Here is a 24,290-nt window from a genome sequence, read left to right on the forward strand (position 1 = left end):
CAATTTTCATCTTCCCGAAAGGACGGCGATTATGAGCATCGCATCCAACGAAACTTCCACCGTCTCTCCCGTTGATCGCGACTTCGTTGCGGACTACACAGTCGAGCGTGATAACGGCCCAATGGTCGGAGGCGACAACGCTTTCAAGGTGGCGATCTTCGGCGCGAACGTGTCCACGGGGCAGGGCGGCCTGAACTTCGCCGACAACAGCATCAAGCTTGGCAACTGGGGCGAAGTGCAGCATCTCGCACAGAAAGCGGACCGGTACGGCGTGGACGGGTTCATCCCCATCGCGCGGTGGCAGGGGCTCGCCGGTCCCGACCGGCCTTGGGGCCGTCAGTTCGAGACGTTCACCTGGGCCGCGGGACTGGCCGCGGTGACCCAGAACATCCAGATCATCGCCACCTGCAACGTGCAGTTCATCAACCCCGTGATGGGCGCGAAAATGGTGACCACCATTGACCACATCAGCGGCGGCCGCATGGGGCTCAACGTCACAGCGGGCTACTTCAAGCCTGAATACGACATCTTCGGCGTGGAGCTCCCCGAGCACGACGTTCGCTACGAGCTCGCCGACGAGTGGATTGAGATCGCCGAGCGTCTGTGGGCCAACGAGGAGCAGGAGTTCGACTTCGACGGCAAGTTCTTCAATCTGAAGGGCGCGCAGGCGCACCCAAAGCCCGTGCAATCCCCCCGCCCGATGGTGATGAGCGCCGGTTCGAGCCCCGCAGGTCAGGAGTTCGCGTTCAAGCACGCAAACGTCTTGTTCGCATCGGTGGCAAGCGTCGAGCACAGCGGCGAGCTCACGCCGAAAATCCGGCAGAAAGCCGACGCAGCCGGTCGCGAGGACCTCGGCCTGTGGGCGGGCGCGCACATCATCGTCAAGGACACCGAGAAGGAAGCACGCGCCTACGCCGACTACGTGACAGAGAGCACCGACTGGGAGAGCGCGCTTCGCTACCGCGAAATCATCCGCAGCGGCACCCAGAGCTTCAACTGGGATGAGTACAAGCAGTCCGAGGACTACAAGCGTGACGAGTCCGTGAGGGCCTTTGGCCGCGCGGCGCTCATGCCGATCACGGGCACCCCCGAGATGGTGGTCGAGGAGCTGCAGAAGTTGCAGGCCTCGGGCATCACCGGCATCTGCACCGGCCTCGTCGACTATGACGAGGGCCTTGACCGGCTGAACGAACAGGTCTTCCCGCTGATGCGCGAGGCGGGCCTGCGCGCCTGACGACCAAAGCGTCCATCCAGAAAGGAGTGAACACAAATGACTTTTCCTGATCCCAAGAAGTTCCAACTCGTCGTCGCGGGACCAAACGAATCCGGCGAAGCCGACTTCCTCGAGGTCGGCCCGGCCGCCGAATTCGACTTCCCCGGGGTGGCAGCAGGTGCCTTTTACTGGGCCGTGGACGGAGGCCACAGCAAAACGAACTTCGGTGCCCCGCCAAGCAAGGTCGCCCTTGCGGGACCCAACGGATCCACCTTCGGTATCAGCAGCTTCCCCGCGCACTCTTCGGGGGAGGTGGACGCGGCGACGCTGGACGAAAGCATGAGCGCCACCGACGACGACGGCGACGCCGGGATGCATGCGAGCGACACCATCGACTACGAGGTGGTCATCTCCGGCAAGGTGGACCTCGTACTCCCCGGCGGGAAGAAGCGCACCCTCGTTCCGGGCGACCTGCTGGTCATGGCCGGGGTTCCCCATGCCTGGAAGAACCCGTACGACGAGGACTGCGTCTACGCCGTGGTCACGGTCGGTTTCAACACCCCCGAGGCCGCGTCATGAGCCTGACCTCACCCGGCAAGGCGCTGCGTGCAGTCTTCGACAGTCCCGAAACGGCACTGGTGCCGTTCGGCGCCTTGCCGCTCCATGCACAGATGGCCCAGCACGCGGGCTTCGACGCCTTCCAGCTCTCCGGCGGCATGTCTGCCTGGTGGCAGGGAGTCTCCGACACGGGATGGCTCACCCTGACCGAGGTGGTTGAGCACGCAAAGCGCACTGCCCGCGCCGCTGACATTCCCATTTATTGCGACGCCGACACCGGCTTTGGTGCGCCGATCAACGTTCAGCGAACGGTGTCCGAGTTCATTGACGCGGGCGTCGCCGGAATCCACATTGAGGATCAGCGGGAGCCCAAGAAATCAGGCGGTGTCGCCGGGATCGAACTGGTGTCGGACGCCGAGGCTATCGGACGACTGAACGCAGCCGTCGATGCCCGCGACAAATTGGACAGCGATTTCGTCATCGTTGCCCGTACCGACGGCTACGGAGCCGCCGGCGGTGGCGTGGATGAGGCGATCCGCCGCGCCCAGCTCTACAAAGCCGAGACCGGCGCGGACGTCATCTTCTACGAGGGATTCCATACCTGGGAGCAGGCCGAACTCGCGCTGAAGGAGACACCCGGGCCAGCCTACGCCGTCGGGGTTCCGCTGATCGGACGCAAGACCGTCGCCGAGATGACACAGATCGGCCAGGCGATACAGCCCGTGGCCTTCGTGCTTCCCGGGATCAAAGAGGTTTGGCACTTGCTGATGAAGGTCAAGAAATCAGGCGAGGCCACGCCCATCGGCGAGTACATCGACCACTTGAACGATGGCCCCGACAGTATCGGCTGGGGCGCCATGTTCGGCCGTCCCTTGACCGACTACGTGCGCGAAACCGAGGACAGGTTCCTCCCCCAGGAATCGCGCCGCAACTATGACAACAACGTCCACGTTGGAGAGAGCTACTAATGAATGAGGAGAAACTGATGATGAAAGACAAAGCCGGACTCGTCACCGGCGCGGGGTCGGGCATTGGCCGGGCTAGTGCCCTGGCATTCGCAAAGAACGGCGCGCGCGTAGTGGTGTCCGATATTGATGAGGCAGCCGGGCGCGAAACGGTGGAAATCATCGCAGCATCTGGTGGGAAGGCTGTCTTCTTCCAGTGTGATGTCAGCGACGAGGAGCAGGTGAAGGGCCTTGTCGATGCGACGGTGTCGAACTTTGGGCAGCTGGACTTCGCTTTCAACAATGCCGGGATGAACGGGGTCTTCGCACCTATTGGGGAGACCGACAGCGCGACCTGGGACCGGGTCATGAAGGTGAACCTGTACAGCACCTTCTACTGCCTTAAGCACGAAGTCAACGCGATGCTGAAGACCGGTGGCGGTGCGATTGTCAACACTGCTTCTGCTGCGGGCCTCGTAGGAATCGCCAACAACGCCCCGTACACCGCCTCGAAGTTCGGCGTTGTCGGGATCACGAGGAACGCGGCCATGGACTACGGCCCCCTGGGCATTCGTATCAACGCCCTCACACCCGGATCGACGACGAGTCCCATGATGAAGAACGCTTTCGAGCAGAACCCGCCCGAATTCCGGGAAAGGATTCTGTCGGCGATCCCGATGCGCGACCTGGCCGAACCCGAGGATCAGGCAGATGCCGTTGTGTGGCTCTGTTCTGACCAGGCCCGCATGGTTACCGGAATCTCCCTAGCGGTCGACGGCGGCTGGCTGGCCGGCAAGTAAGTGGCACTGCCATCCGGTTCAAAAGAAATGGAGCAACTGAAAATGACTAATCTTGATTTCAACGGCCGGGTGGCAATCGTCACGGGCGCAGGACAGGGAATGGGCCGCGAGCACGCAAAGATGCTCGCCTCCCGCGGGGCGCGGGTCGTCGTCAATGACGTCAACGCGGCGAACGCAGCCGAAGCTGTGGCCGAAATAACCAACGCAGGCGGCACCGCAGTGGTGGACAGTCATAACGTCGTCACCGAGGCGCCTGAGATCGTCCAGACCGCACTCGACTCCTTTGGGCAGCTCGACATCGTCGTGAACAACGCCGGGATTAATGCGTTCGGCCGCTTCTGGGAGATGGAAGCCGACACGTGGTGGCGCATCTTCGACGTGGCCGTCAAGGGCGTCGTCGGAGTCTCACGTGCTGCCATGCCGCACCTCATCGCCTCAGGCACTGGGCGGCTTATCAACATCTCGTCAAACGGGGTCATGGGCGTGCCCACGGACTCGGCTTACAACGCCGCCAAGGCCGCCATCTGGGGTCTCGGCATCACCCTCGCGGCCGAGGCCCGCGAGGTGGGAGTTCAAGTCACCACGCTGATGCCGGTTGCCTTGACGCCGATGACGGAGGACGCCTTCCCTAACCCCGTCATTAAGGACGCGATGCGCACGACCGTTCCGGCAAGTTCGGTGTCTGCCTTCGTAACGTGGTTGGCACACCAGGACACGGCAGTTTTCGGCGAAACGTTTGAGATCGCCGGAGTTGCTGCCGGTCGCGTCGCGATTGCCGGCATGCCGCGAATGAAGGTCGAAGCGCCCACGCCGGAGAGCTGGGCCGACAGCGGAGAGGTGCTCATGAAGGACGGCGAGCTGCGGGCATTCCGCAACGCGAGCGAGTCATTCCGCGACCAGATGGTGTACTTGGCGCCGGAACTGGACGAGGTCCTCCCCGCCAACGCGGCAGACGTCTCGAGGTGACCGCGTCGCTGCATAACCGTCCCTTACCGGCAAGATCACGGCCAACACTGGCTCCCAACTCAAAACAAGGATTCTCATGAAGATCGGCATTCTAGGAGCAGGTTCGATAGGCGCGACACTCGCCCGCAAACTGAGTGGAGCCGGCCATGATGTTAAGGTTGCGAATTCCCGCGGCCCCGAAACCATCAGTTCCGACATTGTGGCATCGGGTGCACGACCAGTAGAGGCAAGCAGCGCTGTCACCGACGTCGATGTCCTCATCACGTCCCTGCCGCTCAGCCGGATGCCCGAGGTTAGAACCCTTATCACCGACCTCCCGGCCAACGCCGTCATCATCGATACGTCCAACTACTACCCCGTCCGTGATGGGCGGGTGGAAGCCTTGGAAGACGGGCAGGTCGAAAGCGTCTGGATTACCGAGCAGCTCGGGCGCCCGGTTGCGAAGGCCTGGAACGCCATCACGGCCGAGTCATTCGAGGCCTATGGAAGAAAAGATGGGGATCCCGAACGGATTGCCATCCCTGTGGCCGCGGATCGCGATCGCGACAAGGCGGTAGCGATGGCCCTCGTCGAGGAGACCGGGTTTGACGCCGTCGACGCCGGATCCCTGGCGGACTCCTGGCGCCAGCAGCCCGGAGCGCCCAGCTACTGCACCGACTTCACGCGCGAGACGCTACCGGAGGCCCTTGCTGCCGCTGAGAAGGCCCGGCTGCCGCAGCGACGGGACATCGCGCTTGCAGCCATCATGGAACGGTTCCCGGACTATTCGAAAGTTACTGCGGCCTACCTTGTCCGACTGCATCGGGCCATCTACAGCTGAACTCGTGACAATTACCGTCGGCCGCAGGCCAAGGAGCAGAAGTGAACCTCAAAGAAGATGTAGTCATCGTCGGGGCTGCCCGGACTCCCCAGGGCCGGATGATGGGCCAGTTCGCCTCGGTCTCCGCCGTCGAGCTGGGCGGGGTTGCAATCGCTGCCGCCTTGGACAGGGCAGGCATTAGTGCTGATGCTGTTGACGCCGTTGTCATGGGCCATGTGATTCAGGCAGGGGCCGGCCAGAACCCTGCCCGGCAGGCAGCGGTAGCCGGGGGGATACCGCTGAGTGCCCACGCCGTCACCGTGAATAAGGTGTGCCTGTCCGGGCTGAGCGCGATCATCGAAGCCAGCCGGCTGCTCCAGCTTGGGGAAGCGGAAGTGGTCATCGCAGGGGGACAGGAATCGATGAGCAATGCCCCGCACCTGCTTTCCGGTTCCCGGGCCGGGCATCTCTACGGGAACGCAGTGCTGACAGACGCCCTTGCCCGCGACGGACTCACCGATGCCTTCGACCAAGAGTCAATGGGCCTCAATACTGATCGTGCCAATGACTTACTCGGCATCGGGCGGGCCGAGCAGGACAAGGCCGCTGCAGACTCCCACCGGCGGGCAGCAGCGGCCCAAGGTTCAGGGTCCTTCGATACGGAAATTGTTCCGGTCAAAGTGCCGCGTCGCCGGGGAGGGCCTGAACTGGCAGGCAGCGATGAGGGTGTCCGGCCGGACAGCAATGAGGAGTCCCTCAGCAAACTCCGCCCGGCGTTTTCCCCCGCGGGTACCGTCACGGCCGGCAACGCCTCACCGCTCACGGATGGCGCTGCCGCCGTCGTCCTGACCACGCGCGGCTATGCGGAAGCCCACGGTTTAGAGGTCGTGGCGGTACTAGGGGCCCACGGTCAGATCGCCGGCCCGGACACATCACTGCCGGACAAACCAGCCCAGGCCATTGCGAAGGCGCTTGGAGCCGCAGGTTGGACTGCGGGGGAGCTGGACTTCGTGGAGATCAACGAAGCGTTCGCTTCCGTGGCGATCCACTCGGCGGCGCAGCTCGGAATTGGGATGGACAGGGTCAACGTGAACGGCGGTGCCATTGCTCTCGGACACCCCATCGGCGCCTCGGGGGCACGCGTCGTCGTCTCGGCCGTGTACGAACTCCAGCGCCGCGGAAGGGGCAAGGCCGCGGTGGCCCTCTGTGGTGGAGGCGGGCAGGGCGAGGCACTGCTCCTGTCCCTGAGCTGATAGATGACTGAAGTATTTGAGCTCATGAAGGAGGCTGCGTCGAAAAACGGCAACACGGCGGACTGGGCCGCCGAACTGCAGCAACTTCGGGTCCTTATTGCCAAGCAGGAGTTGAACGAGAACATGATCCGCTATTGCCGGGGCATGGACCGCAAGGACCTTGACCTGGTGAAGTCCACCTACTGGCCTGAAGCGACTGAAGATCATGGCATGTTCGTGGGCCTGTCCCATGATTTCTGCGACTGGGTGTATTCCATGCGGCGGGAGTCCGCCCACAAGGCCAGTCACTACGTAACCAACATACTCATTGAATTGAACGGCAACCAGGCCAGGCGTGAAACGGCGTTTATCTACCTGGCCATACCGGCCGACGGCGGTCCTACCGACCTTCTTTTGGGCCGTTACCGGGATCTGTGCGAGCGGCGCCAGGGGGAGTGGAAGGTGCTCGCGAGGACTTGCGTGTGGGACGGGGCGCAAAGACTCGCTCCGGAAGCGGACGTCGCCGAGCTGTTCGGCATTCCGCCCACGTCCAACTTCGGCGACCGCTATCCGCACGACCCGACCTATGCCACGGATTGGGGAAAAGCATCCCCGGTCCAGACTACGAATGCAAAGGAGCATCTTAATGACTAGCGATCAAATCCTCGCTGGAAAGCACGTCCTCATTACCGGCGCCGGCCGCGGACTCGGCGAGGCGTATGCACGCGCAGCCGCAGCGGAAGGCGCCCGGGTGGTTGTCTCCGACATTAATGCTGAAAGCGCAGAGGGAGTGGCGGAATCAATTAACCGCGAGGGCGGCGAAGCATTAGCCGTCGCGGCGGACGTCACCGATTGGGACAGTTGCCAGCGGCTGATCGCTGCTGCGGTGGAGCGCTTCGGGAAGCTGGACGGCCTGGTCAACAACGCCGGCTACCTGGAGACCGTGACTGCCGGGCAGGAGACGCACGAGCACATTCGCCGCCACGTCGACATCAACGTCTGCGGTACTTACTTCATGTCGGTCCACGGTCTCGCAGCCATGGAGGGCAAGGGGTCGATTGTCAACGTGACCTCGGGCGCGGTTGTGGGTCTTCGGATGATGAGTGCCTATGCCGCAGCCAAGGCGGCGATCGCCTCCTTGACCTTCGCTTGGGCCACCGAGTTCGGCGCCGAAGGTGGAGACATCCGGGTCAACGCCATGGCACCCCACGCCGACACACCGATGATGACGGCAGGAACCGAGGCCTACACAAAATTCTTTGGCGGAAACCCTGTTGCGCCGCCGCCTTCCACGAACGCTCCAGTGGTTCTCTATCTCTTGTCCGACCTCAGCAAGGGAGTAAACGGCCAGGTAGTCCGCTTTGCGAACGGGCATGACCTGATGCTGCTGTCGCACCCCGCCATCGTCGACTCCGCCCTCACCCGCGAGACATGGACGCCCCTTGACGTCAGCGCAGCGTTCGATGATGTGCTGCGCGCCAGAATGCAGCCGTGCGGCCAACTGACGTACATGGACTCCCGCATCACAGAGCCCGAGCTGACGGAGTTTGCAGGAGTCAGCCAGTGAACCAGCGGAACGAACCCGCCAAGCGCACCGTCGACGTCCTGATCGTCGGAGCCGGTCCGGTCGGGCTTTCGGCGGCAATCCTCCTGGGACGGTTCGGCGTCGACACACTCGTGGTCGAGCGACGGATCGAGCGGTCGCGCCACCCCAGGTCCCGGGCGGTCAGTTGCCGCACCATGGAGGTGTTTCGCGAACTCGGCCTCACCGAGGAAGTTCGGGCAGCCGCGCTTCCCGGCGGACCACGCCGCCTGCTCGGAAGCGATGCCGTATCGCCGTGGCGTTCAGTCGTCACCAGCAACGCGCATGCGGATGGACCCGCCGACACCAGCCTCGGTCCGGAGACCCTGGACGTAGTGCTGTGCTCCCAGGACGCGCTCGAGCCCATACTGGTTGACGCGGCGCAGGCCGAGGACAGCGTCACCCTCCAGTTCGGCAAGACGGTGTCGACGGTGAACGACACAGGGGCGGAGGTCCTCGTGTCCGTCACCAGTGACAAGGGCCCCGAACTCGTCGCCGCAAAGTATGTGATCGCAGCCGACGGCGCAGCCAGCCAGGTGCGCACCGCCTTGGGGATCGGGACCACCGGGGATCAGGACCTGCAGACGGCGGTGAGTGTGCTGTTCCGTTCGCCTGTCATCCAGCGGCGCACGGGCGACCCGTCCAGCTTCATCTATCTCGATAATCCGGACACGATCGGGGCTGTGGTGATCGCTCCCGTGGACGCAACCGACCGCGTGGCGATGCTGGGCCGCCCACTGGTCATGGACAGGATGCCCTTCGAAGACATCGACTGGACGACGCAAATACGCGACGCAATCGGGGATCCCGATGAGACGGTGGAGTTGATGGACGCTCGGACCTGGACCGTGGGCGCTTGGGTGGCCGACCGCTACCAGTCCGGCCGGATCCTGCTCGCCGGAGACGCAGTGCACGTCATGCCTCCTTACGGCGGGTTCAACCAGAACACCGGCATCCAGGACGTCCACAACATCGCATGGAAGTTGGCAGCCGTCCTCAAGGGCTGGGCGGATCCTGCCCTCCTGGAGACCTACGAAATGGAGCGGCGGCCAGTCGCAGTGTTCAACATGGCCGAAGCTGTGCGCAACTTCCGATCCATTGTGGGCAACTCCGATGAAGGCCCGCGCTCCTTCCGGCCGGAGAACTTCGTACACCCCGGCCTGGACATCGGATTCCGCTATGACCGGGGAGCGGTTGCCGGAGCCACATCACTCGATGCCGGCTGGCCCGTGGGCACCTTCACCCCGACCGCTGCCGTGGGTGAACGCGCACCGCATGTCTGGCTTAACGCCGAGGCCACTGTCTCCACGCTTGACTTGTTCGGACGTGATCTGACCATCCTCGCTCGTTCCGGTTCGGAGCCTGCACAGGAAGCAGGGCGGCGTGCAGAGATCCACGGCATTCCCCACCGCTCGGTAACGTTCGGGCTCTCCGGGGACTTCATCGCTGCCGAGGCCGCGTGGGCGGCCGCTTACCGTGTCAAAGGGGACGAAGCCATCCTTGTACGGCCCGACGGCCACGTACTTGCCCGCCTGGACGGCAACGACCCCGGAGCCGTGGACCGCGCACTGCTTGCCTACGCCGGCCGGACAACAACTCCATGATTCCGGCGGAACTTGACCTGCCGCCGCCGGAAGGTAGGTGACAGGGCTCGACACATCACTATTCCCGGCGCCATTTTTTCAACGTCTACTATTGAGAACTTGCGCCATTTGTATATAAGGTTCATATTACGAGAGTATGGCCAGCGGTCGGACAATTCGCGAGTAGCCGTAACTCATCACTCAATTACAGAAATAAGGAGATTCACGATGGCGTGGATAACGTTTGATGACTACAAGGACAAGTACCAGCACATCAAACTGGAGCGTGATGAAGACGGCATTCTGCTGGTCACGTTCCACACGGATGGCAGTGACGTGGTCTGGGGTGTAGGAGTCCATGACAACGTTTCATCGCTCTGGGATGACATCAGCAGGGACCGGGGGAACCGCGTTGTCATCATTACCGGGGCGGGCGACACCTTCATCGACAAGGAAGCCCCGATTGAAAACAAGAACTGGGTCACACCCGAGATCTGGCTCGGCCTCCATCACGACGCCAAGCGCCTTGTGCTGGGCCACCTCGACATCGAAGTCCCGATGATCGCCGCAGTAAACGGTCCTGCAAGGTACCACAATGAGCAGGCCCTGCTCTGCGACATCGTCATCGCTTCCGAGGATGCCGTATTCGCCGATCATGCGCACTTCTCCCAGGGGAACATTCCCGGCGACGGGATGCAGATTATCTGGCCGCTGGTGATTGGTTTGAACCGCGGCCGGTACTTCCACCTTACCGGCCAGGAGATCACTGCGCAGCAGGCCTACGAATGGGGTGCAGTGAACGAAGTGGTGCCCAAGGATCAGGTAGTCACCCGGGCATACGAGCTCGCACGGATGCTGGCTGCGAAGCCTACGCTGACGCTGCGATCCACCCGGATGCTCATGGTGAACGAGCTCAAGAAGACCATGAATGACGCGGTCAGCCACGGAATGATGACCGAAGGTCTTGTTGCCATGGGCGAAGGCTGGAATCCGACTCCGCTCACCGGACCGGAACTCGCTGCAGGCGTCAAGACGCCCGCCTGACACAAACGGAAGCGCCGACGACTTGAGATGTCGTCGGCGCTTTCTGCTCTTGTTTAACTGCGCTAACCAAGGGCGTTGGATGTTCGCCACGCGAATCGCTGTAAACGACGAAACCGTTCCTGGCAGGAACCAAAGCCCGGCCAGGAACGGTTGCGTCTGGAAGATCTGTCAGGAATAACCGAAGTGGCGGGCCCGCCGGGCCCACTCTGCCGCATCGATTGCTTCCATGATGGGCAGGTAAGCGCCGCCTTCTGCTTCACCCTCGAGCAACTCACCACGCGCCAGGAGGGACAGATTCTCGCGGAAGCCTGCCACGGCCCCGTTCACGGTGTTTATGACCAGCAGCATCTTCACGCCGGCGTCTTCGAGTTCCTGGCGCTCCTCCAGGGTGGGATTCTTCACGGTCACCATGACGTACTTGCCAGGGACGACTGCCGAGAGCTTGGGCAAGTCGAGAAGGGGATAGCCGCACGGATAGAGCATGTCTGCGCCGGCGGCAGAATAAGCAGCCATGCGCTCAGCGAGATTGTCGAAGCCAAAGCGGCTGGCATCCGAGCGGGCAACGATCACCGTGTCCGGGGACGTCCGGGCTTCCACGCAGGCACGGATGATGTTGCTCATCTCCTCGACGCTGCGAAGTTTGAGTTGCGGCTTCCAGCGCTCTCCGCCGTCTTTGGGTGTCCAAAAGTGCTTCGTTGCGGGCACCATGTCTTCGACGAGCAGGGCTGCGACGCCGGCTTGCTCGGCAAGCTGGACGCCGCGGAAGGCTTGGAGAGGTGATCCTCCTGCATCATCGAAGTCGAGAATGAGTGGCAGATCGGTGATTGCCGTGATGCGCCTGCCGGCCTCGATGAGTTCGCCCTGGGAAATAAAGCCGTTATCCGGCACCCCGTAGTGGAAGTTGGAGTAGGTGCCGCCGGCGATGAGCACGACGTCGAAGCCGGCTTGCTCAATCATCTTCGCCGAGAGTGCATCGTAGGCTCCCGGCGCGATGATCATTTTGGAGTCCGCAAGCAGTTCCCGGAGTCTTTGTGCGGGTTTCATGGGCTTTTCCCTTCTTTTCGTCGGAGTTTATGGCTACGACGGGAAAGAGTTTTCGCGGAACGTAGCAGTGTTACTATCGTATCACGCTAACTACATTCACTATTTGAAATGCGCCGACAAGGGAGTCAGCACCGTGTTGCTCTCTCCTCATCAAACGATCCAAAGGAAGACCATGCAACAGACCAAGCCCCAAGAGGCAGTAAGCAACAACACCAATGAACCGAGCGTTCACGTCAGCAACTCCGGAGGAGTTCGCGTCATAACGATCACCCGTCCGCACAAGCGCAACGCGATTGACCGGCCCACCGCCCTCGCGCTTGCGGCCGCGTTCGATGAATTTGATGCCGATGATTCTGCCAGCATCGCCATCCTCACCGGTGCAGGCGGATATTTCTCGGCCGGCGCCGACCTCGTATCGGTTGCAGCAGGGGATGTCCCGGTCATCGACGGACGCGGCTTCGCCGGCATCACCCGCCGGCCGCCGGTGAAACCTGTCATTGCCGCCGTCGAGGGCTACGCCTACGCGGGAGGATTTGAGCTTGCCCTTGCATGCGACTTGATCGTCGCCAGCTCAACGGCGTCGTTTGCCCTGCCCGAGGTAAAACGGGGACTCATCGCAGCCGGCGGCGGGCTGCTCCGCCTGCCGGACCGTATGCCCTATCACATCGCAATGGAACTGGCGCTGCTGGGGGAGCCCATCACTGCGGCACGCCTCGCCGAGCTCGGCCTCATCAACAGGCTGACGGACCCGGGCAAAGCGCTCGACACCGCGCTCGAACTCGCCGGGAAAATCCAGCTCAACGGCCCCGTGGCAATGAAGACCGCCAAGCGCATCATTACGGAGTCGCGGTATGCGGCGGCGGAGGCGCGCTTCGCTGCCCAGGAAGAAATCGTTGCTCCCTTGCGAAGCGGACCGGAAGCACGTGAGGGCGCCCTGGCTTTCGTGGAACGGCGTGACCCGGCATGGGTTGCCGCTGCACAGGCAACGCGGGCCACTGAAGCACCGTAATCAGGATTCTGGCATGGCTTCCTACGTCATTGGCGTCCTATGCCGTGTCGCTCAAGGTCCGCCGGCTCTTAGCGTTATCTCAGAACAAACGTCGGATGATCACTGACCTCATCGGACAACCGGTGGGCCTCCCGAACTTCTACGGGGCGCCCGTGGCTCCCGGAAGGCCCGACCGCATCGCCGCGGACGACGCCTCGATAGCCGCGGGACCACCGTTCAGCACAAAAAATGAAAGGCCATGGCAACGATGCCCGAAAACCACCAGAAATTGCACTTCGGACCGGCGCGTACAGAACTGCACGTAGGCGTTGATCTCGACCGGATGCGCCGTGAACGCGCTGACCGTATGCGGGCACTGATGCGTTCGAAGGGCATACCGGCGCTGCTGCTCACCGGCGCGGACAATGTGCGTTATCTGACGGGTTTTTGGTGGGGGGAATTCTCGCTCCAGGTCGGCTACGCACTGTTCTTCGCAGACGACGAACCAATCGTGTTCGCGCCGGCGGGATCACTCCAGCAAATGCCCGACCAGGCTCCCTGGATCAAGCACTGGCGCCCAGCCATCTCCTGGCTTGGCGGTGTGGCGCCCAGTTCTGCCATTGCCGAACTGTCAGCTGTTTTCGCGGCACAGATTCGCGATGAGCTCGCCGCACGTTCCCTCGCGGGCGAGCGTCTCGCAGTCAGCGAAATCGATGAGCCAGGCATGAATGCGCTGGCCGATGCCGGAATCGAGACCATCCCCGGGCTCCCGCTGTTGCTCGAATGCTCAACGATCAAGACAGCTGACGAAATTTCCTGTATCTCGATGGCAGCGAGCTTGAGCACTGCAGGCTTCGAGGCGACACGGGCCGCGTTGCGGCCCGGAACCAAGCAGGCCCAGATTGCCTTGATGGCCCGCCGCGCCATCGAAGATGCCGGCGCGGAAGTGGGAGCTGCCCGTCTGCTCTCCGGTCCACTGTCATTCCCCCGGGGGATCAGCGGCGGAGACCGCATCGTTGAGCATGGCGATCTCGCGTACCTGCTCACCTGCGGAACTTCCTACATGGGGTACACGGCGTGCCTCTACCGCCAGTACGTCGTCGGCCGCGCTCCCACCTCAGCCGAGCGCTCCTCCTACACAAAGCTGACGGACCGCCTGGATCTGGCGATGTCGCTCATGAAACCAGGCGCCAGCACGGCTGACGTGGCCGCCGTACTGGCACCCGCGGAAGACCTCGGCTTTCCGTCCGAGGCGGAATGCTTCAGCATCGAACTCGGACACGGAATCGGCCTCGTCAACGCAGGATCGCGGGCAATCCACTACAACCCGCCGACTATCACGCGCTCGTGGTCCCTTGCCCATCCTGAGGAGATCAAAGAAGGCATGGTCATTGCCATCGAAGGGATCGAAGGGGAGCACCGGGTGGGAGGTGTACGTCTCGAGAACCTCGTTGTCGTCACGGCCAATGGTGCGGAACTGCTTGACCACTACCCGCGCCTCGACATGGTCCAAACTGCCGGGTGAGCATCCCAGCCGGTGCGGAAGCAACACAGCGAAGGTTGCCATGAAGCTCATAGTTGAAAAGCACGTTCCTATCGCAATGCGCGACGGCGTTACTCTCTCCGCAGATGTGTATCGGCCAAGTGAAGGGGAACCCCGCTCCACAGTGCTGATACGGACGCCTTATTGCAAAGATGACCCAGCACATGCCAACACGTGGATTAATGTCCTGCGCGCCGTGGAATGCGGATGGGTGGTGGTGGTTCAGGACGTGCGGGGCCGTTTCCGAAGCGAGGGCCACTTCGTCCCTTTTGTGAATGAAGCCGATGATGGTGTTGACACTATTGAGTGGGTGCGCGAACAGCCCTGGTCGGACGGCAACGTGGGTATGGCTGGGGGCTCGTACGTAGGGATCAGCCAGTGGTTGGCGGCAGCGAGGAATCCTGAAGGCCTCATTGGTATTGTTCCGGCCGTGACCGCCGACGATGTCCATTCCGGCTGGCTTTATGAGGACGACAACGTGGTGCTGGGATTCCTTGCATACTGGGTATCGATTCTCCTCGCAAGCAGCGGAATGGATGAAAAAAGCCGACCCCGGATCGCAGCCCTGGAGCGGAACGTCGCAGAGGGGCGCATCCGCACCTTCCACCAGCTGGTTGAGGAAGCAGGGGAATTCGCGCCCTACCTGCAGGACTGGCGGGATCGAAGCCATACCCTGGTGGATCCCGAGCTGGCGGGGCGGGTTGACGTGCCAGCCTTTGTCATTGGAGGCTGGTTCGACATCTTCCTTCGCGGAACGGTAGACAGTTTTGTCCGCCGGGAGGCCGCCGGGACACAGAATCCCCACGATCGCCTGTTGGTTGGGCCGTGGGCGCATGGGCTCATGGGGGGCTGGTTTCCGGCCCGCTCGTTCGGTCCGGCATCTTCGTTCGACAGCCTTGACCCGACGTCGCTCCAACTTGGTTGGCTGGAGGAAGTGCGTGATGGCCGCAACCACTCTAAGCATCCTGTGACTGTTTTCTCCATGGGAGCTGATGAATGGCGATGCTTCTCAAGCTGGCCGCCTGAGGGCGCCGAGCGGGTGCAACTTCGACTGCGCCCCAGCAACACAGAGGATCCCACGGCCATCATGGCTGCCCTGACGGCGTCGTCAGTGGATTCCCCCGTCCCGACGATCGGAGGGCGGACATTTTTCCCCGGCTACAAAGTGGGGGCCAACTCAGGTCCGCGCTCGTTGGAGGCATTGCATGCCCATAAGGACGTGCACGCCTTCATTTCGGAGCCACTGGATGACGATATCGAAATCATGGGCACTGTTACGTGCCGGCTGAAGGTGACCGCTGCTGGCCCGACGCCGGTCGTCGTCAAGCTGGCAACGCTCGACAGTACAGGTGCCCCTGAGTTGCTGTGCGAGGGATCGTCGTACAGCAGGACGGGCGATGGAAACGCGGAGTCAATCAACGTGGATCTTGGTTCCACTTCGGTCCGGGTGGCGAAAGGCATGCGTTTGTGCGCCTACCTTGCCACATCGGATTTCCCCCGCTTGGAGGATGGGCCCCGGACACTCTTGAACGTTTGTGCGGACGAGAGGCCGGTACTGGAACTTGACGTACTAGGGCTGGGGTGAGTCGCCTTCTTCGTCGTCCAGGCGGCGGGCTTCCATCAGGGCATCGAGGCACTGCTGGAAGTGCTCCTCGTTGGTAAAGCGATGAAGCGGGACCGTAACAGACAATGCGGTGCGGGGGCGCTGCGATCCTTCGAAGATTGGAACTGCCATGCCACAGACGCCCAGGACGTATTCCTGGTGGTCCAGTGCGTAACCACGTGACCTGGTCAACTCAAGATCGGCCAAAAATTCAGGAAGGGTGGTGATCGTGTGTTCGGTTCGTCTGTTGAGTTCACCATCGACGGAGCGGACCCGTTCCAGTTGTGATTCCGGACCGAAGGCGAGGAGTGCCTTCCCGGAGGCGCGTGCATGAATGTCGCCGGAAACACCGACCCGCAGGTCCGCCACCCTGACGGCGTGGCTGCCTTCCTCCACGGCAACCACGGTGACGGTGCCTCCCTGCCATGCGGACAAGTAGGCGCTTTCGCCAGTAGCCTCAACCACCATTTTCAGGAGACGGAGTGCCAGCGGAGAGGGACGCCAGTCCTCTTCCACCCGCGAACTTAGATCCAGAATTTTCCCGGCAGCGAGCTTGTAGGTGCGCTCGTTACGTTCCAGGTAACCGGCATGTACAAGTGTCGCCAGCAAATGCGACGTCGTCGCAATGTGCAGGTTGACTGCGCTCGCGATCGACTGAGCCCGCATCGGCTCCTTCGACGCCGCAACGACATCAACGATGTTGAGCGCACGGGCAACCGATTGGACCAGGTCCTTCGGAGCTTCCGTGTCGGTGGACGGTTTAACGGCTGTCTTAGTTGTACTTGCCATGCGGAAATCATACGCACATGGCGAAAGAAGGGCCACAGGGACACGAGAAGCGGCCCTTCCTGCAGGGGGAGAACTTCATCCGTTGACAGCAGCCAGAAGGGTAGCGTAGTTATTACATTATGAAAGCAACTATCACAAAGAGCGAGTTTGGGGATGGTGGCAACGGTGCCACTCCCCGCACGGCGCAGGAACCTGCAGGCCTTCCGGAGGTTCATTCCGCAGGTCCTGTTCCGATCGGAGACGTGGGGCAGGTGGGGATCCTTGTGTCGGACCTCGACGAGGCCATCGACTTGTACGGACGCGCCTTCGGCATCGAAGAGTGGAATTGTTACCACTACGACCAGGAGTTCATGCCCTGGTCGCGCTTTGGCGCCGAGGAAGGTGCTTTCGCGATGCGCCTCGCCATGGGCGGTTCCAATCCGCAGATCGAACTCATCCAGCCCTTGGCAGGCCCAAGCATCTACCACGAGTTCACCGAGCAGGGCCGCACCGGCCTCCACCACCTGGGTGTATTCGTGGACAACCTGGATGCGGCGATCGCGCTTATGGAGGGAGCCGGCTACCGGGTTACCCAAACAGCGCGCGGTTATGGCCAGGGCGGCGACGGCGGATTCGCCTACTTTGACACCGACCGTGATCTCGGCGTGGTGGTCGAGGCAATAGAAATTCCGGCTACCCGACGGCCGGCGACCGTGCGACGGACTGGAGGAATGTAAATGTTGGAGAGCAAGGCTGTTTTGAGCCCCGTGCGCATCGATAACCCGTTGAAGGCAGAGAGTGTAGCTGTGGTTGGTCCCTCCCGGGACCCCTGGAAGACCTCAGGGCGGACACTCGATTACCTATCCCGCCTCGGATTCGAGGGGCGGTACTACGCGGTCAGCAGCGTGCACAAGGAAGTGCTCGGTGTACCCACGGTGGAGACGCTCTCCGACCTCCCCGAGGTGCCCGACGTCGCCGTCCTCGTGGGGCCCGCCGACAGGGTCATCGAGGATCTGCGCGAATGCGTCGCGCTTGGCGTCCCCTTCGCGGTCGCGTTCGCCGCCGGCTTCGGTGAAACCGGCCGGCATGACCGCGACGAGCTGCTCCGTGCGGATTTGGCTAAGGGCACCACCCGACTCATCGGCCCTAACTGCATCGGCTTCATGCACGTTGGCCGGTCACTGACCGCAACCTTCTCATCTGTCCTGCAACGTGGCGCAATTCCGGCCGGTCACGTGGCGATGTTCAGCCAGAGCGGCGGACTGGGAAACGCGCTCATGCAGTCCCTCGCCGCACGCGGCGCCAGCGGATTGAGCGCCTGGGCCAGCTCCGGGAACGAGATTTCGACGGGCTTTACCGACTGGGCGCAGTGGCTGGGCGCTGATCCGGACACGCATGTCCTCACCTGCATCGTCGAGAGCTTCAGCGCAAACGATGATCTCGAGGCCGCTGCAACCGCTGCGGGGGATCGCGGTATCCCGGTCATCATCCTGAAGCTGGGCCGGTCCACCCGCGGCGCGATGAGCGCCCAGTCGCATACCGGCAAACTCGCAGGCAGCGGCCGCGTCGCTCTAAGCGTCCTCCGCCACCGTTTCGGAATGGTGTGCACCTCGCCGGAGCAGCTCCTTGACCTGACCGAGACCTTCGACGTCTTCCACGGGCGGCTCTCCGGCCGCGACCAGGAGTTGACCGTCGTCACCACCTCCGGCGCCCAGGTAGGGCTTTGGAACGACCTGGCCGACGACCGCGGCCTGACGTTCCGCGATCTTGAACCGGAAGCGCTCCACTCAATAGGCGAGGCGGTGGGCAGCAACCACCTCGGCAATCCCATCGACGTCGGAGTACAGTCCACAACTGCTGACTACCTGCGCATCGTTGAGCGGGTTCTCGCCACGACGTCCGGCGGATGGGTCATCGTGACGGCGACCCGGCTTGCGCACGACTTCGATGAGCTGGCGGCCGGTCTCGCCGCTATGACCATCCCGGCGGGAGTACGTGTCATGGTGGTCCCCCTGTCCGAGGACGACCGGGTCACTGCTGCCCAGGCAGGAGTCCTGCGCAAGGCGGGAGTCCTGTCCCTCCCCACAGCCGGGCGGGCATTGGATGCCGTCGCGGCCGCATCCTCCTGGGCGCAGGTCCAACGCACCCGTGCCAATCGCGGCGAGCTGGTAGGGGCGGCGCTCAAGGCGGTAACAACGGGCGGGACGTGCAACCTGACCTGGCGCGAGGTGGCCGAATCCCTGGCCAAGTCCGGCGTTCCTGTGCCGGCAAGCCGCGCCGTCCGTGATGTCGACGGCGTCGTCCGGGCTGCCGAGGAAATCGGCTTCCCGGTAGCGATCAAAATCGATGATGCCGAGATCCTTCACAAGGCCGACGCCGGAGGCGTCTTCATCGGCGTCAACGACTCCGGCAGCGCTCGCGCGGCAGCCTCCCAGCTCACATCCATCCAGGGGGAGGCCGCGACGATCTCCGTCCAGGCGATGGCCCCAGGGAAGACCGAAGTCCTCGTGGGGCTCCGGCGCGATCCCGAGTTCGGTCCAGTCCTCGTCATCGGGGCGGGGGGAGGCATGACTGAGGCGATTGACGATATCAGTATCCTTCCGCTGCCAGTGTCCCGGCCGGAGGTCCGCCAAGCTATCTCTGACGCGCGCGTGGTGGCCACCAGCCTTCGCGGGGAAGCCGGCGGGAAGACCCTCGACGCGCTCACCACTACTGTGATGGACATTCTTGCCTGGGCGGAACAGCAAGGAAACATCCACGAGTTCGAGTTCAATCCGATCCTTGCGGACCCGGCAACAGCAACCGTCACAGTCGTCGACGCCGTTGTGTCGGTCCACACCACTTCGGGAGGCCCAACACAATGACCACCTCCACCACCGGCGTGCCTGCAAAGCAGATCACCGATGAAGACGTGGCCTACATGAAGAGCTTCATCGGTGAGCCAGCCGTCATTGTGCAATGGAACGAGGAGGCCAGCACCGACTCAATCCGCCACTACGCATGGGGGATCGGTGACGAGAACCCGCTGTGGCTGTCGGATTCGTACGCGCAGACAACGCGTCACGGTACCCGGATCGCACCCCCCACATTCCTCTACTCCGTGTGCGACGCCGAAGTCGCGATGGGGATGTCGGAGGGCATCCAGGCTATCCACCTTGATGCCGACCTCGACTTCCGCCGGCCGATACGCCTGGGCGAGCGGGTCCGCGCCCGCGCCTTCGTCGAAGACGTCCGGGAACGCGTGGGCCGCCGCTCTGGTCGCCTGGTGGAGCAGGTGGGGCGCACCGATTACTTCGTCGGTGAGGAACTTGTCGGGATCGTCCGGAATACGATCGTGTGCGTGGCTCGAAGTTCCGAGGGCCAGCGCATGCACGAACCGCGCGACCCCCATGTCTACACGGACGAGGAAAAGGAACAGATCCGGGCCGCGATCCTGGCTGAGGAGATCCGCGGCCGGCGCACGCGCTTCGCGGAGACGGTGTCCGTCGGCGATGTCCTACCGCAGGTCGTCAAGGGTCCACTCGACCTCATCACCATGACCGCGTACTATGCCGGAGCGATCGGTACCGCCGGCTACCGCGGGGTCGAGACCCGCGTGCGCCAACAAGAGCGGGTGCGGAACGGGGACCCAAACGCGCCGACGAACCTCGGTCCCGAGCACTTCCTCTCCGAGCCCTTCCCGAGTTTGGGGCACCAGGACGCTGCTATGGCGCACGCGATTGGCATGCCCGGCGCATACGACAACGGCAATCAGCGCGTCTCGTGGATGGCACACTGCGTGACCAACTGGATGGGGGACGACGCGGACCTCGTGTCGCTTTCGGTGCGCATTAAGCAGCCCGGTGTCTTCGGCGACACCCAGTGGATCGGAGGCGAGGTCACCCGCGTGTTCCGGGACGAGTCCCACGGAGCATGTGCTGAAGTCACCGTGAAGGCCATCAATCAGCTGGGCGTGGAGACCACGAGTGCCGTAGCGGTCGTCTCGCTGGCCGAGACCCGGAGCAGCTGACCCACATCCGGGCGAAGCGTTAATAGCTGACGCTTTTTCCCGCCTTATTGGCGTCCATTGCTATGCCGGTCATGACCTGGCGGCTCTTAGCGTTATTTGTGAACGAAGATCGGCGAAGTTGCCGATGCACTGACATCAAAGGAGATCCGGTGGGCTTTTCAAAAGTACGAAACCAGGATGGCTTGCTCCATCCAACGAGTGGTGACGCCAGTGACCAGTGAAGACGCGCGTCCAGGGAGCGAAGCCATGACAAACAACCACATCCAGAACCCCGCGGGTGAGACTGAGGAATATTCGGTCGTTGTAATCGGCGCGGGCATGGGGGGCATTTACGCGCTCCACCGGTTCGCAGACCTGGGACACGACGTACACGGCTTCGAAGGAGCAGACGGCGTCGGGGGCGTCTGGTATCACAACGCCTACCCCGGTGCCCGCGTGGACTTGGAGAGCCACAGCTACGCCTTTATGTTTGATCCCGAGCTTTACGCGGGATGGGACTGGAGCGAGCGGTACGCCGCACAACCCGAAATCCTGCGGTACTTGAACTACGTGGCGGACCGCCTCGATGTCCGCCGCAACCTGTCACTAAGCACCTGGGTGACGTCCGCCGATTGGCAGCCCCAGGAGAACAAGTACCTCATCAAGACCAATACCGGCCGGACGGTTTGGGCTCGCTATCTGGTGATGGCGACAGGACAGCTCTCCAAGCCGCGGAAGCCGGACTTCCCGGGACTCGATGATTTCGAGGGGGAGTGGTATCAAACCGCACATTGGCCTCAAACCCCCGTTGAAATTGCCGGCAAGCGCGTGGCCCTCATTGGAACGGGATCTTCGGGTGTGCAGGCTGCCACGGAGATGGCCAAGACAGCCGCGCAGCTCTACGTCCTGCAGCGGACCCCGAACTACTCGATCCCTGCCCACAATGGGCCGGCGGACAGGAGGAAGAAGGCCCGCCTCAATAAGAAAGTTCTGCAACTCCGTGACGAGTCATACAATTCCCCGGTCGGCTACGTCATGCAGGGCTTCGCCGGTAAGGCTTCGGACTTCTCCGAAGAACAGCAGCAGCAGATTCTCGAGTCCAGATGGGCTTTCGGGGGCCAGACGCTGCTCGGAACTTTCTCGGACCAGGGGACGAATATCGATGTCAACAACGTCGTCGCCGAGTTCGTGCGCGGCAAGATCCGAGACATGATCGATGATCCCGAGACCGCCGAGAAGCTGATGCCCACCTCGTACCCGATCGGCATCCGTCGGCTCTGCATTGATACCGGGTACTACCCGATCTTCAATCAAAGCAATGTTAGTCTCGTGGACTTGAGAAGTGATCCGATCGAGCGCATGACCAAGACGGGGATTAAGACCCGGGACAATGAGTACGAGGTTGACCTGATCGTCTTTGCACTCGGCTTCGAGGCCTTTACGGGTGCCCTCGACCAGGCCAACGTCCGCAATGAGCACGGCCAGCAGCCGAGCGACCGGTGGAAGCATAAGCCGCAGACCCACTTGGGCGTGATGACGCACGGATTCCCGAACCTGTTTATGCTCACCGGCGCGCAGAGTCCGAGTGTCCTCGCAAACTTCTTCGTGGGGAACAACCAACACGTTGATTTGGTGGCCGACATCATCGCGCAGGCCGAAAAGAAGGGTGCAGTCCGCATCGAGGCCAGCCTTGAGGCAGAGCGGGAGTGGGGCGATCACTGCAATGAGATCGCGGCGCCGCTCTTGCGCCGTGCCGTGGACAACTACATGGTCCATGTCAACAAGTACGACGGCTCGCGCTATTTCATTCCGTATGCGGGTGGTTTCGACAAGTACGTCAAGAAGGTTCAAGAAGTTGTCGCCGACGACTACCGCGGCTTTGTGTTCACAAAGGCTTTCGCACCTGGTAATTCAGGACAAAGCACGAACGAAAACCGAAGCCTTAACGCGGTCCTCACGGCAAAGTAGATAGACAGACAACGGGCTCCCCGGAAGCCGGACTGGTCATCCAGTTCAGGCTTGCGGGGAGCCTTCTTATTTCCGTCCTCTGGTTGCCGACATGCGGCGCAAGGGCTTTTGCCGACCCCCGCGAGGGGACACACTTTTGGCGCGGTTTCATTCCTTGTTGGCGCCGATGGCCATCCCGGTACAGCCCCACCCGCACTTAGCGTTGATTGTGGGCGAAGTCAGCAAGAAGGCTACGCACTGAGATCAAAGGAGATCCCGTGAGCTTCCCCGGACGTGAAGGAATAACAATGAGCAACGTACTCGAAGGCAAGACCGCAATAATCACCGGTGCCGGCTCAGGCATGGGTTTGGCAACTGCCCGCCTGTTTCATCAGCAGGGCGCGAACATCATCTTGGCGGATTTCTCGGGGGCCCAGGAGAAAACGGCTGTGGAGCTCGGAGACCGCACCGTGCCCATCCAGGCTGACATCTCCAACACCGCAGACGCGAAGGCAATGGTAAGCCTGGCCATCGGCGAATTCGGCGGACTGGACATTCTGTGCAACATCGCCGGGGCAAATGCTCCAATGGTCCAGCACCATGAGGCGCTGGAGTCCGACTTTGACAAGATGATCAACGTGAATCTCCGGGGTGCTTTCCTCACGATGAAGTTTGCCATTCCGGCCATGCTGGAGCGTGGCGGGGGATCGATAGTTAATGTGGCTTCAGCTGCAGCCTTGATGGGAACGCCCCTATACGGCAGTTACAGCGCCGCCAAGACAGGCCTCCTCGGGCTGACCCGCACCATCGCTCTTGAGTACGCGGAGCAGAATATCCGCGCGAATTCCATCTGCCCTGGCCCCATCAGGACTCCGATGATGGAGGAAGCCTTGGCAGAAAACCCTGCCGCTGCGGACTATCTCATCAATATGGTTCCGGCTCGTCGTGTTGGAACAGCCGAAGAAGTAGCCCATGCCGTCCTGTTCCTCGCCAGTGATCAGTCTTCGTACATCACCGGCGTCGCGTTGCCTATCGACGGCGGCCAGACCGCTGCGTAACTGTCCAGACTTGTTCGGCCCGTGTGGTCAAAGAGCGATCACTCCGACACGGGCACCGAGAGGAAGAAGACCCATGTCCCAAAAATTTATGACCCGGCCGAAGGTCAGCGCATTCGGCAACGACCCTTTGCTGGTGAGAAGCACGTTCGCACAGTTTCCGTCAGGAGTGGCGGTGCTCGCGGTCGAATCCGGCGACGAGAAGCATGCTCTCGTCGCGTCTTCGTTCATGGTTGGCGTGTCGCTCGAACCGTGCCTCGTCGCGGTAGCGGTGCAGAAGTCATCGGAGACATGGGAGCAGATCAAGAATGCAGCCTCACTCGGGGTTTCCATCTTTGGCAAGGGGCAGGGACATCTGACCCGCAAGCTTGCAGGCAAGGACCGTGCTGCACGTTTTGAGCAGGTGGCTATCGACGTCGGTGAGGACGGGGCAGTGTTCATAGAAGATGCGGCGTTGTGGCTCGAGTGCTCGGTCCACGAAGTTTCAGAGGCCGGCGATCACTGGATGGTGCTGCTTGAGGTGAAGAAGCTCGGAGTGGGCGAAAACGAGCCGCTCATTTGGCACGGCGCCAAGTTCCGCGAGCTCGTCAACGCCCAGTCGATCGACGTCGTGTAGCAGACAGAGCGGTTGCT

General features: G+C 62.3%; 22 protein-coding genes. 20 read left to right on the plus strand and 2 right to left on the minus strand.

Features of this window, described 5'->3' with window-relative positions:
* Nucleotides 1-31: 31 nt before the first annotated feature.
* The 11 genes from Q9R31_RS05025 to Q9R31_RS05075 all read left to right on the plus strand — a co-directional run bounded on the left by Q9R31_RS05025 (nt 32) and on the right by Q9R31_RS05075 (nt 10,721).
* Nucleotides 32-1,234 (plus strand): LLM class flavin-dependent oxidoreductase, encoded by a 1,203-nt coding sequence (locus Q9R31_RS05025; protein WP_311261659.1) that lies wholly within the window; start codon nt 32-34, stop codon nt 1,232-1,234.
* Between the two features lie 36 nt (nt 1,235-1,270).
* Entirely contained in the window at nt 1,271-1,792 is a 522-nt protein-coding gene (locus Q9R31_RS05030) for a cupin domain-containing protein (protein WP_311261660.1), read from the plus strand.
* Nucleotides 1,789-2,739, plus strand: coding sequence for an isocitrate lyase/PEP mutase family protein (locus Q9R31_RS05035; RefSeq protein ID WP_311261661.1), 951 nt, complete (start codon nt 1,789-1,791; stop codon nt 2,737-2,739). Before Q9R31_RS05030 ends, Q9R31_RS05035 begins: the two co-directional genes overlap by 4 nt.
* The gene (locus tag Q9R31_RS05040) at nt 2,739-3,515 is read left to right on the plus strand and encodes a glucose 1-dehydrogenase (protein WP_311261662.1); all 777 of its coding nucleotides are present in this window, start codon (nt 2,739-2,741) and stop codon (nt 3,513-3,515) included. Before Q9R31_RS05035 ends, Q9R31_RS05040 begins: the two co-directional genes overlap by 1 nt.
* Nucleotides 3,516-3,557: 42 nt before the next feature.
* Entirely contained in the window at nt 3,558-4,481 is a 924-nt protein-coding gene (locus tag Q9R31_RS05045; RefSeq protein WP_158677217.1) for an SDR family NAD(P)-dependent oxidoreductase, read from the plus strand.
* A gap of 76 nt (nt 4,482-4,557) precedes the next feature.
* The gene (locus Q9R31_RS05050) at nt 4,558-5,301 is read left to right on the plus strand and encodes an NAD(P)-binding domain-containing protein (RefSeq protein ID WP_311261663.1); all 744 of its coding nucleotides are present in this window, start codon (nt 4,558-4,560) and stop codon (nt 5,299-5,301) included.
* Nucleotides 5,302-5,342: 41 nt separating this feature from the next.
* On the plus strand, nt 5,343-6,533 hold the full coding sequence (locus tag Q9R31_RS05055) for an acetyl-CoA C-acetyltransferase (protein WP_311261664.1): 1,191 nt from the start codon (nt 5,343-5,345) through the stop codon (nt 6,531-6,533).
* 3 nt (nt 6,534-6,536) lie between these two features.
* Nucleotides 6,537-7,166: a nuclear transport factor 2 family protein gene (locus tag Q9R31_RS05060; RefSeq protein ID WP_311261665.1), complete on the plus strand. Its 630-nt coding sequence runs from the start codon at nt 6,537-6,539 to the stop codon at nt 7,164-7,166.
* Nucleotides 7,159-8,079: an SDR family oxidoreductase gene (locus Q9R31_RS05065; RefSeq protein WP_311261666.1), complete on the plus strand. Its 921-nt coding sequence runs from the start codon at nt 7,159-7,161 to the stop codon at nt 8,077-8,079. The genes Q9R31_RS05060 and Q9R31_RS05065 overlap by 8 nt, the downstream gene beginning before the upstream one ends.
* Nucleotides 8,076-9,698 carry an FAD-dependent monooxygenase gene (locus Q9R31_RS05070; protein ID WP_311261667.1) on the plus strand — a complete coding sequence of 541 codons (1,623 nt, stop codon included), beginning with the start codon at nt 8,076-8,078 and terminating at the stop codon, nt 9,696-9,698. Before Q9R31_RS05065 ends, Q9R31_RS05070 begins: the two co-directional genes overlap by 4 nt.
* 207 nt (nt 9,699-9,905) lie before the next feature.
* Nucleotides 9,906-10,721 carry an enoyl-CoA hydratase/isomerase family protein gene (locus tag Q9R31_RS05075; RefSeq protein ID WP_104187857.1) on the plus strand — a complete coding sequence of 272 codons (816 nt, stop codon included), beginning with the start codon at nt 9,906-9,908 and terminating at the stop codon, nt 10,719-10,721.
* Between the two features lie 168 nt (nt 10,722-10,889).
* Here the strand turns inward: Q9R31_RS05075 and Q9R31_RS05080 are convergent, their stop codons facing one another.
* Nucleotides 10,890-11,765: an oxaloacetate decarboxylase gene (locus Q9R31_RS05080; RefSeq protein WP_104187860.1), complete on the minus strand. Its 876-nt coding sequence runs from the start codon at nt 11,763-11,765 to the stop codon at nt 10,890-10,892.
* Between the two features lie 172 nt (nt 11,766-11,937).
* On the opposite strand from Q9R31_RS05080, the gene Q9R31_RS05085 reads away from it, so the two are divergent.
* The 3 genes from Q9R31_RS05085 (at nt 11,938) to Q9R31_RS05095 (ending at nt 15,881) form a co-directional block, all read left to right on the plus strand.
* Entirely contained in the window at nt 11,938-12,774 is an 837-nt protein-coding gene (locus Q9R31_RS05085; protein ID WP_104997695.1) for a crotonase/enoyl-CoA hydratase family protein, read from the plus strand.
* A 238-nt stretch (nt 12,775-13,012) separates the two neighbouring features.
* Nucleotides 13,013-14,278 (plus strand): M24 family metallopeptidase, encoded by a 1,266-nt coding sequence (locus Q9R31_RS05090; RefSeq protein ID WP_311261668.1) that lies wholly within the window; start codon nt 13,013-13,015, stop codon nt 14,276-14,278.
* Between the two features lie 40 nt (nt 14,279-14,318).
* The gene (locus tag Q9R31_RS05095; RefSeq protein WP_311261669.1) at nt 14,319-15,881 is read left to right on the plus strand and encodes a CocE/NonD family hydrolase; all 1,563 of its coding nucleotides are present in this window, start codon (nt 14,319-14,321) and stop codon (nt 15,879-15,881) included.
* On the opposite strand, the gene Q9R31_RS05100 is transcribed toward Q9R31_RS05095, so the two are convergent.
* The gene (locus Q9R31_RS05100) at nt 15,867-16,688 is read right to left on the minus strand and encodes an IclR family transcriptional regulator (protein WP_311261670.1); all 822 of its coding nucleotides are present in this window, start codon (nt 16,686-16,688) and stop codon (nt 15,867-15,869) included. The two genes, Q9R31_RS05095 and Q9R31_RS05100, sit on opposite strands and share 15 nt — an antisense overlap.
* 119 nt (nt 16,689-16,807) lie before the next feature.
* On the opposite strand from Q9R31_RS05100, the gene Q9R31_RS05105 reads away from it, so the two are divergent.
* The 6 genes from Q9R31_RS05105 to Q9R31_RS05130 all read left to right on the plus strand — a co-directional run bounded on the left by Q9R31_RS05105 (nt 16,808) and on the right by Q9R31_RS05130 (nt 24,273).
* Nucleotides 16,808-17,404, plus strand: a complete 597-nt coding sequence (locus tag Q9R31_RS05105) for a VOC family protein (protein WP_311261671.1) — start codon at nt 16,808-16,810, stop codon at nt 17,402-17,404.
* The gene (locus Q9R31_RS05110; protein ID WP_311261672.1) at nt 17,405-19,531 is read left to right on the plus strand and encodes an acetate--CoA ligase family protein; all 2,127 of its coding nucleotides are present in this window, start codon (nt 17,405-17,407) and stop codon (nt 19,529-19,531) included.
* Nucleotides 19,528-20,676 carry a MaoC family dehydratase N-terminal domain-containing protein gene (locus Q9R31_RS05115; protein ID WP_311261673.1) on the plus strand — a complete coding sequence of 383 codons (1,149 nt, stop codon included), beginning with the start codon at nt 19,528-19,530 and terminating at the stop codon, nt 20,674-20,676. The genes Q9R31_RS05110 and Q9R31_RS05115 overlap by 4 nt, the downstream gene beginning before the upstream one ends.
* A gap of 246 nt (nt 20,677-20,922) precedes the next feature.
* A complete protein-coding gene (locus Q9R31_RS05120) occupies nt 20,923-22,623 on the plus strand; it encodes an NAD(P)/FAD-dependent oxidoreductase (RefSeq protein ID WP_311261674.1) in 1,701 nt (566 codons plus the stop codon).
* A gap of 287 nt (nt 22,624-22,910) precedes the next feature.
* Nucleotides 22,911-23,660 carry an SDR family NAD(P)-dependent oxidoreductase gene (locus Q9R31_RS05125; RefSeq protein ID WP_311261675.1) on the plus strand — a complete coding sequence of 250 codons (750 nt, stop codon included), beginning with the start codon at nt 22,911-22,913 and terminating at the stop codon, nt 23,658-23,660.
* A gap of 73 nt (nt 23,661-23,733) precedes the next feature.
* On the plus strand, nt 23,734-24,273 hold the full coding sequence (locus tag Q9R31_RS05130) for a flavin reductase family protein (RefSeq protein WP_311261676.1): 540 nt from the start codon (nt 23,734-23,736) through the stop codon (nt 24,271-24,273).
* The last annotated feature ends 17 nt before the right edge of the window (nt 24,274-24,290 follow it).

This window comes from Pseudarthrobacter sp. BRE9 (assembly GCF_031844305.1).
Taxonomy (GTDB): domain Bacteria; phylum Actinomycetota; class Actinomycetes; order Actinomycetales; family Micrococcaceae; genus Arthrobacter.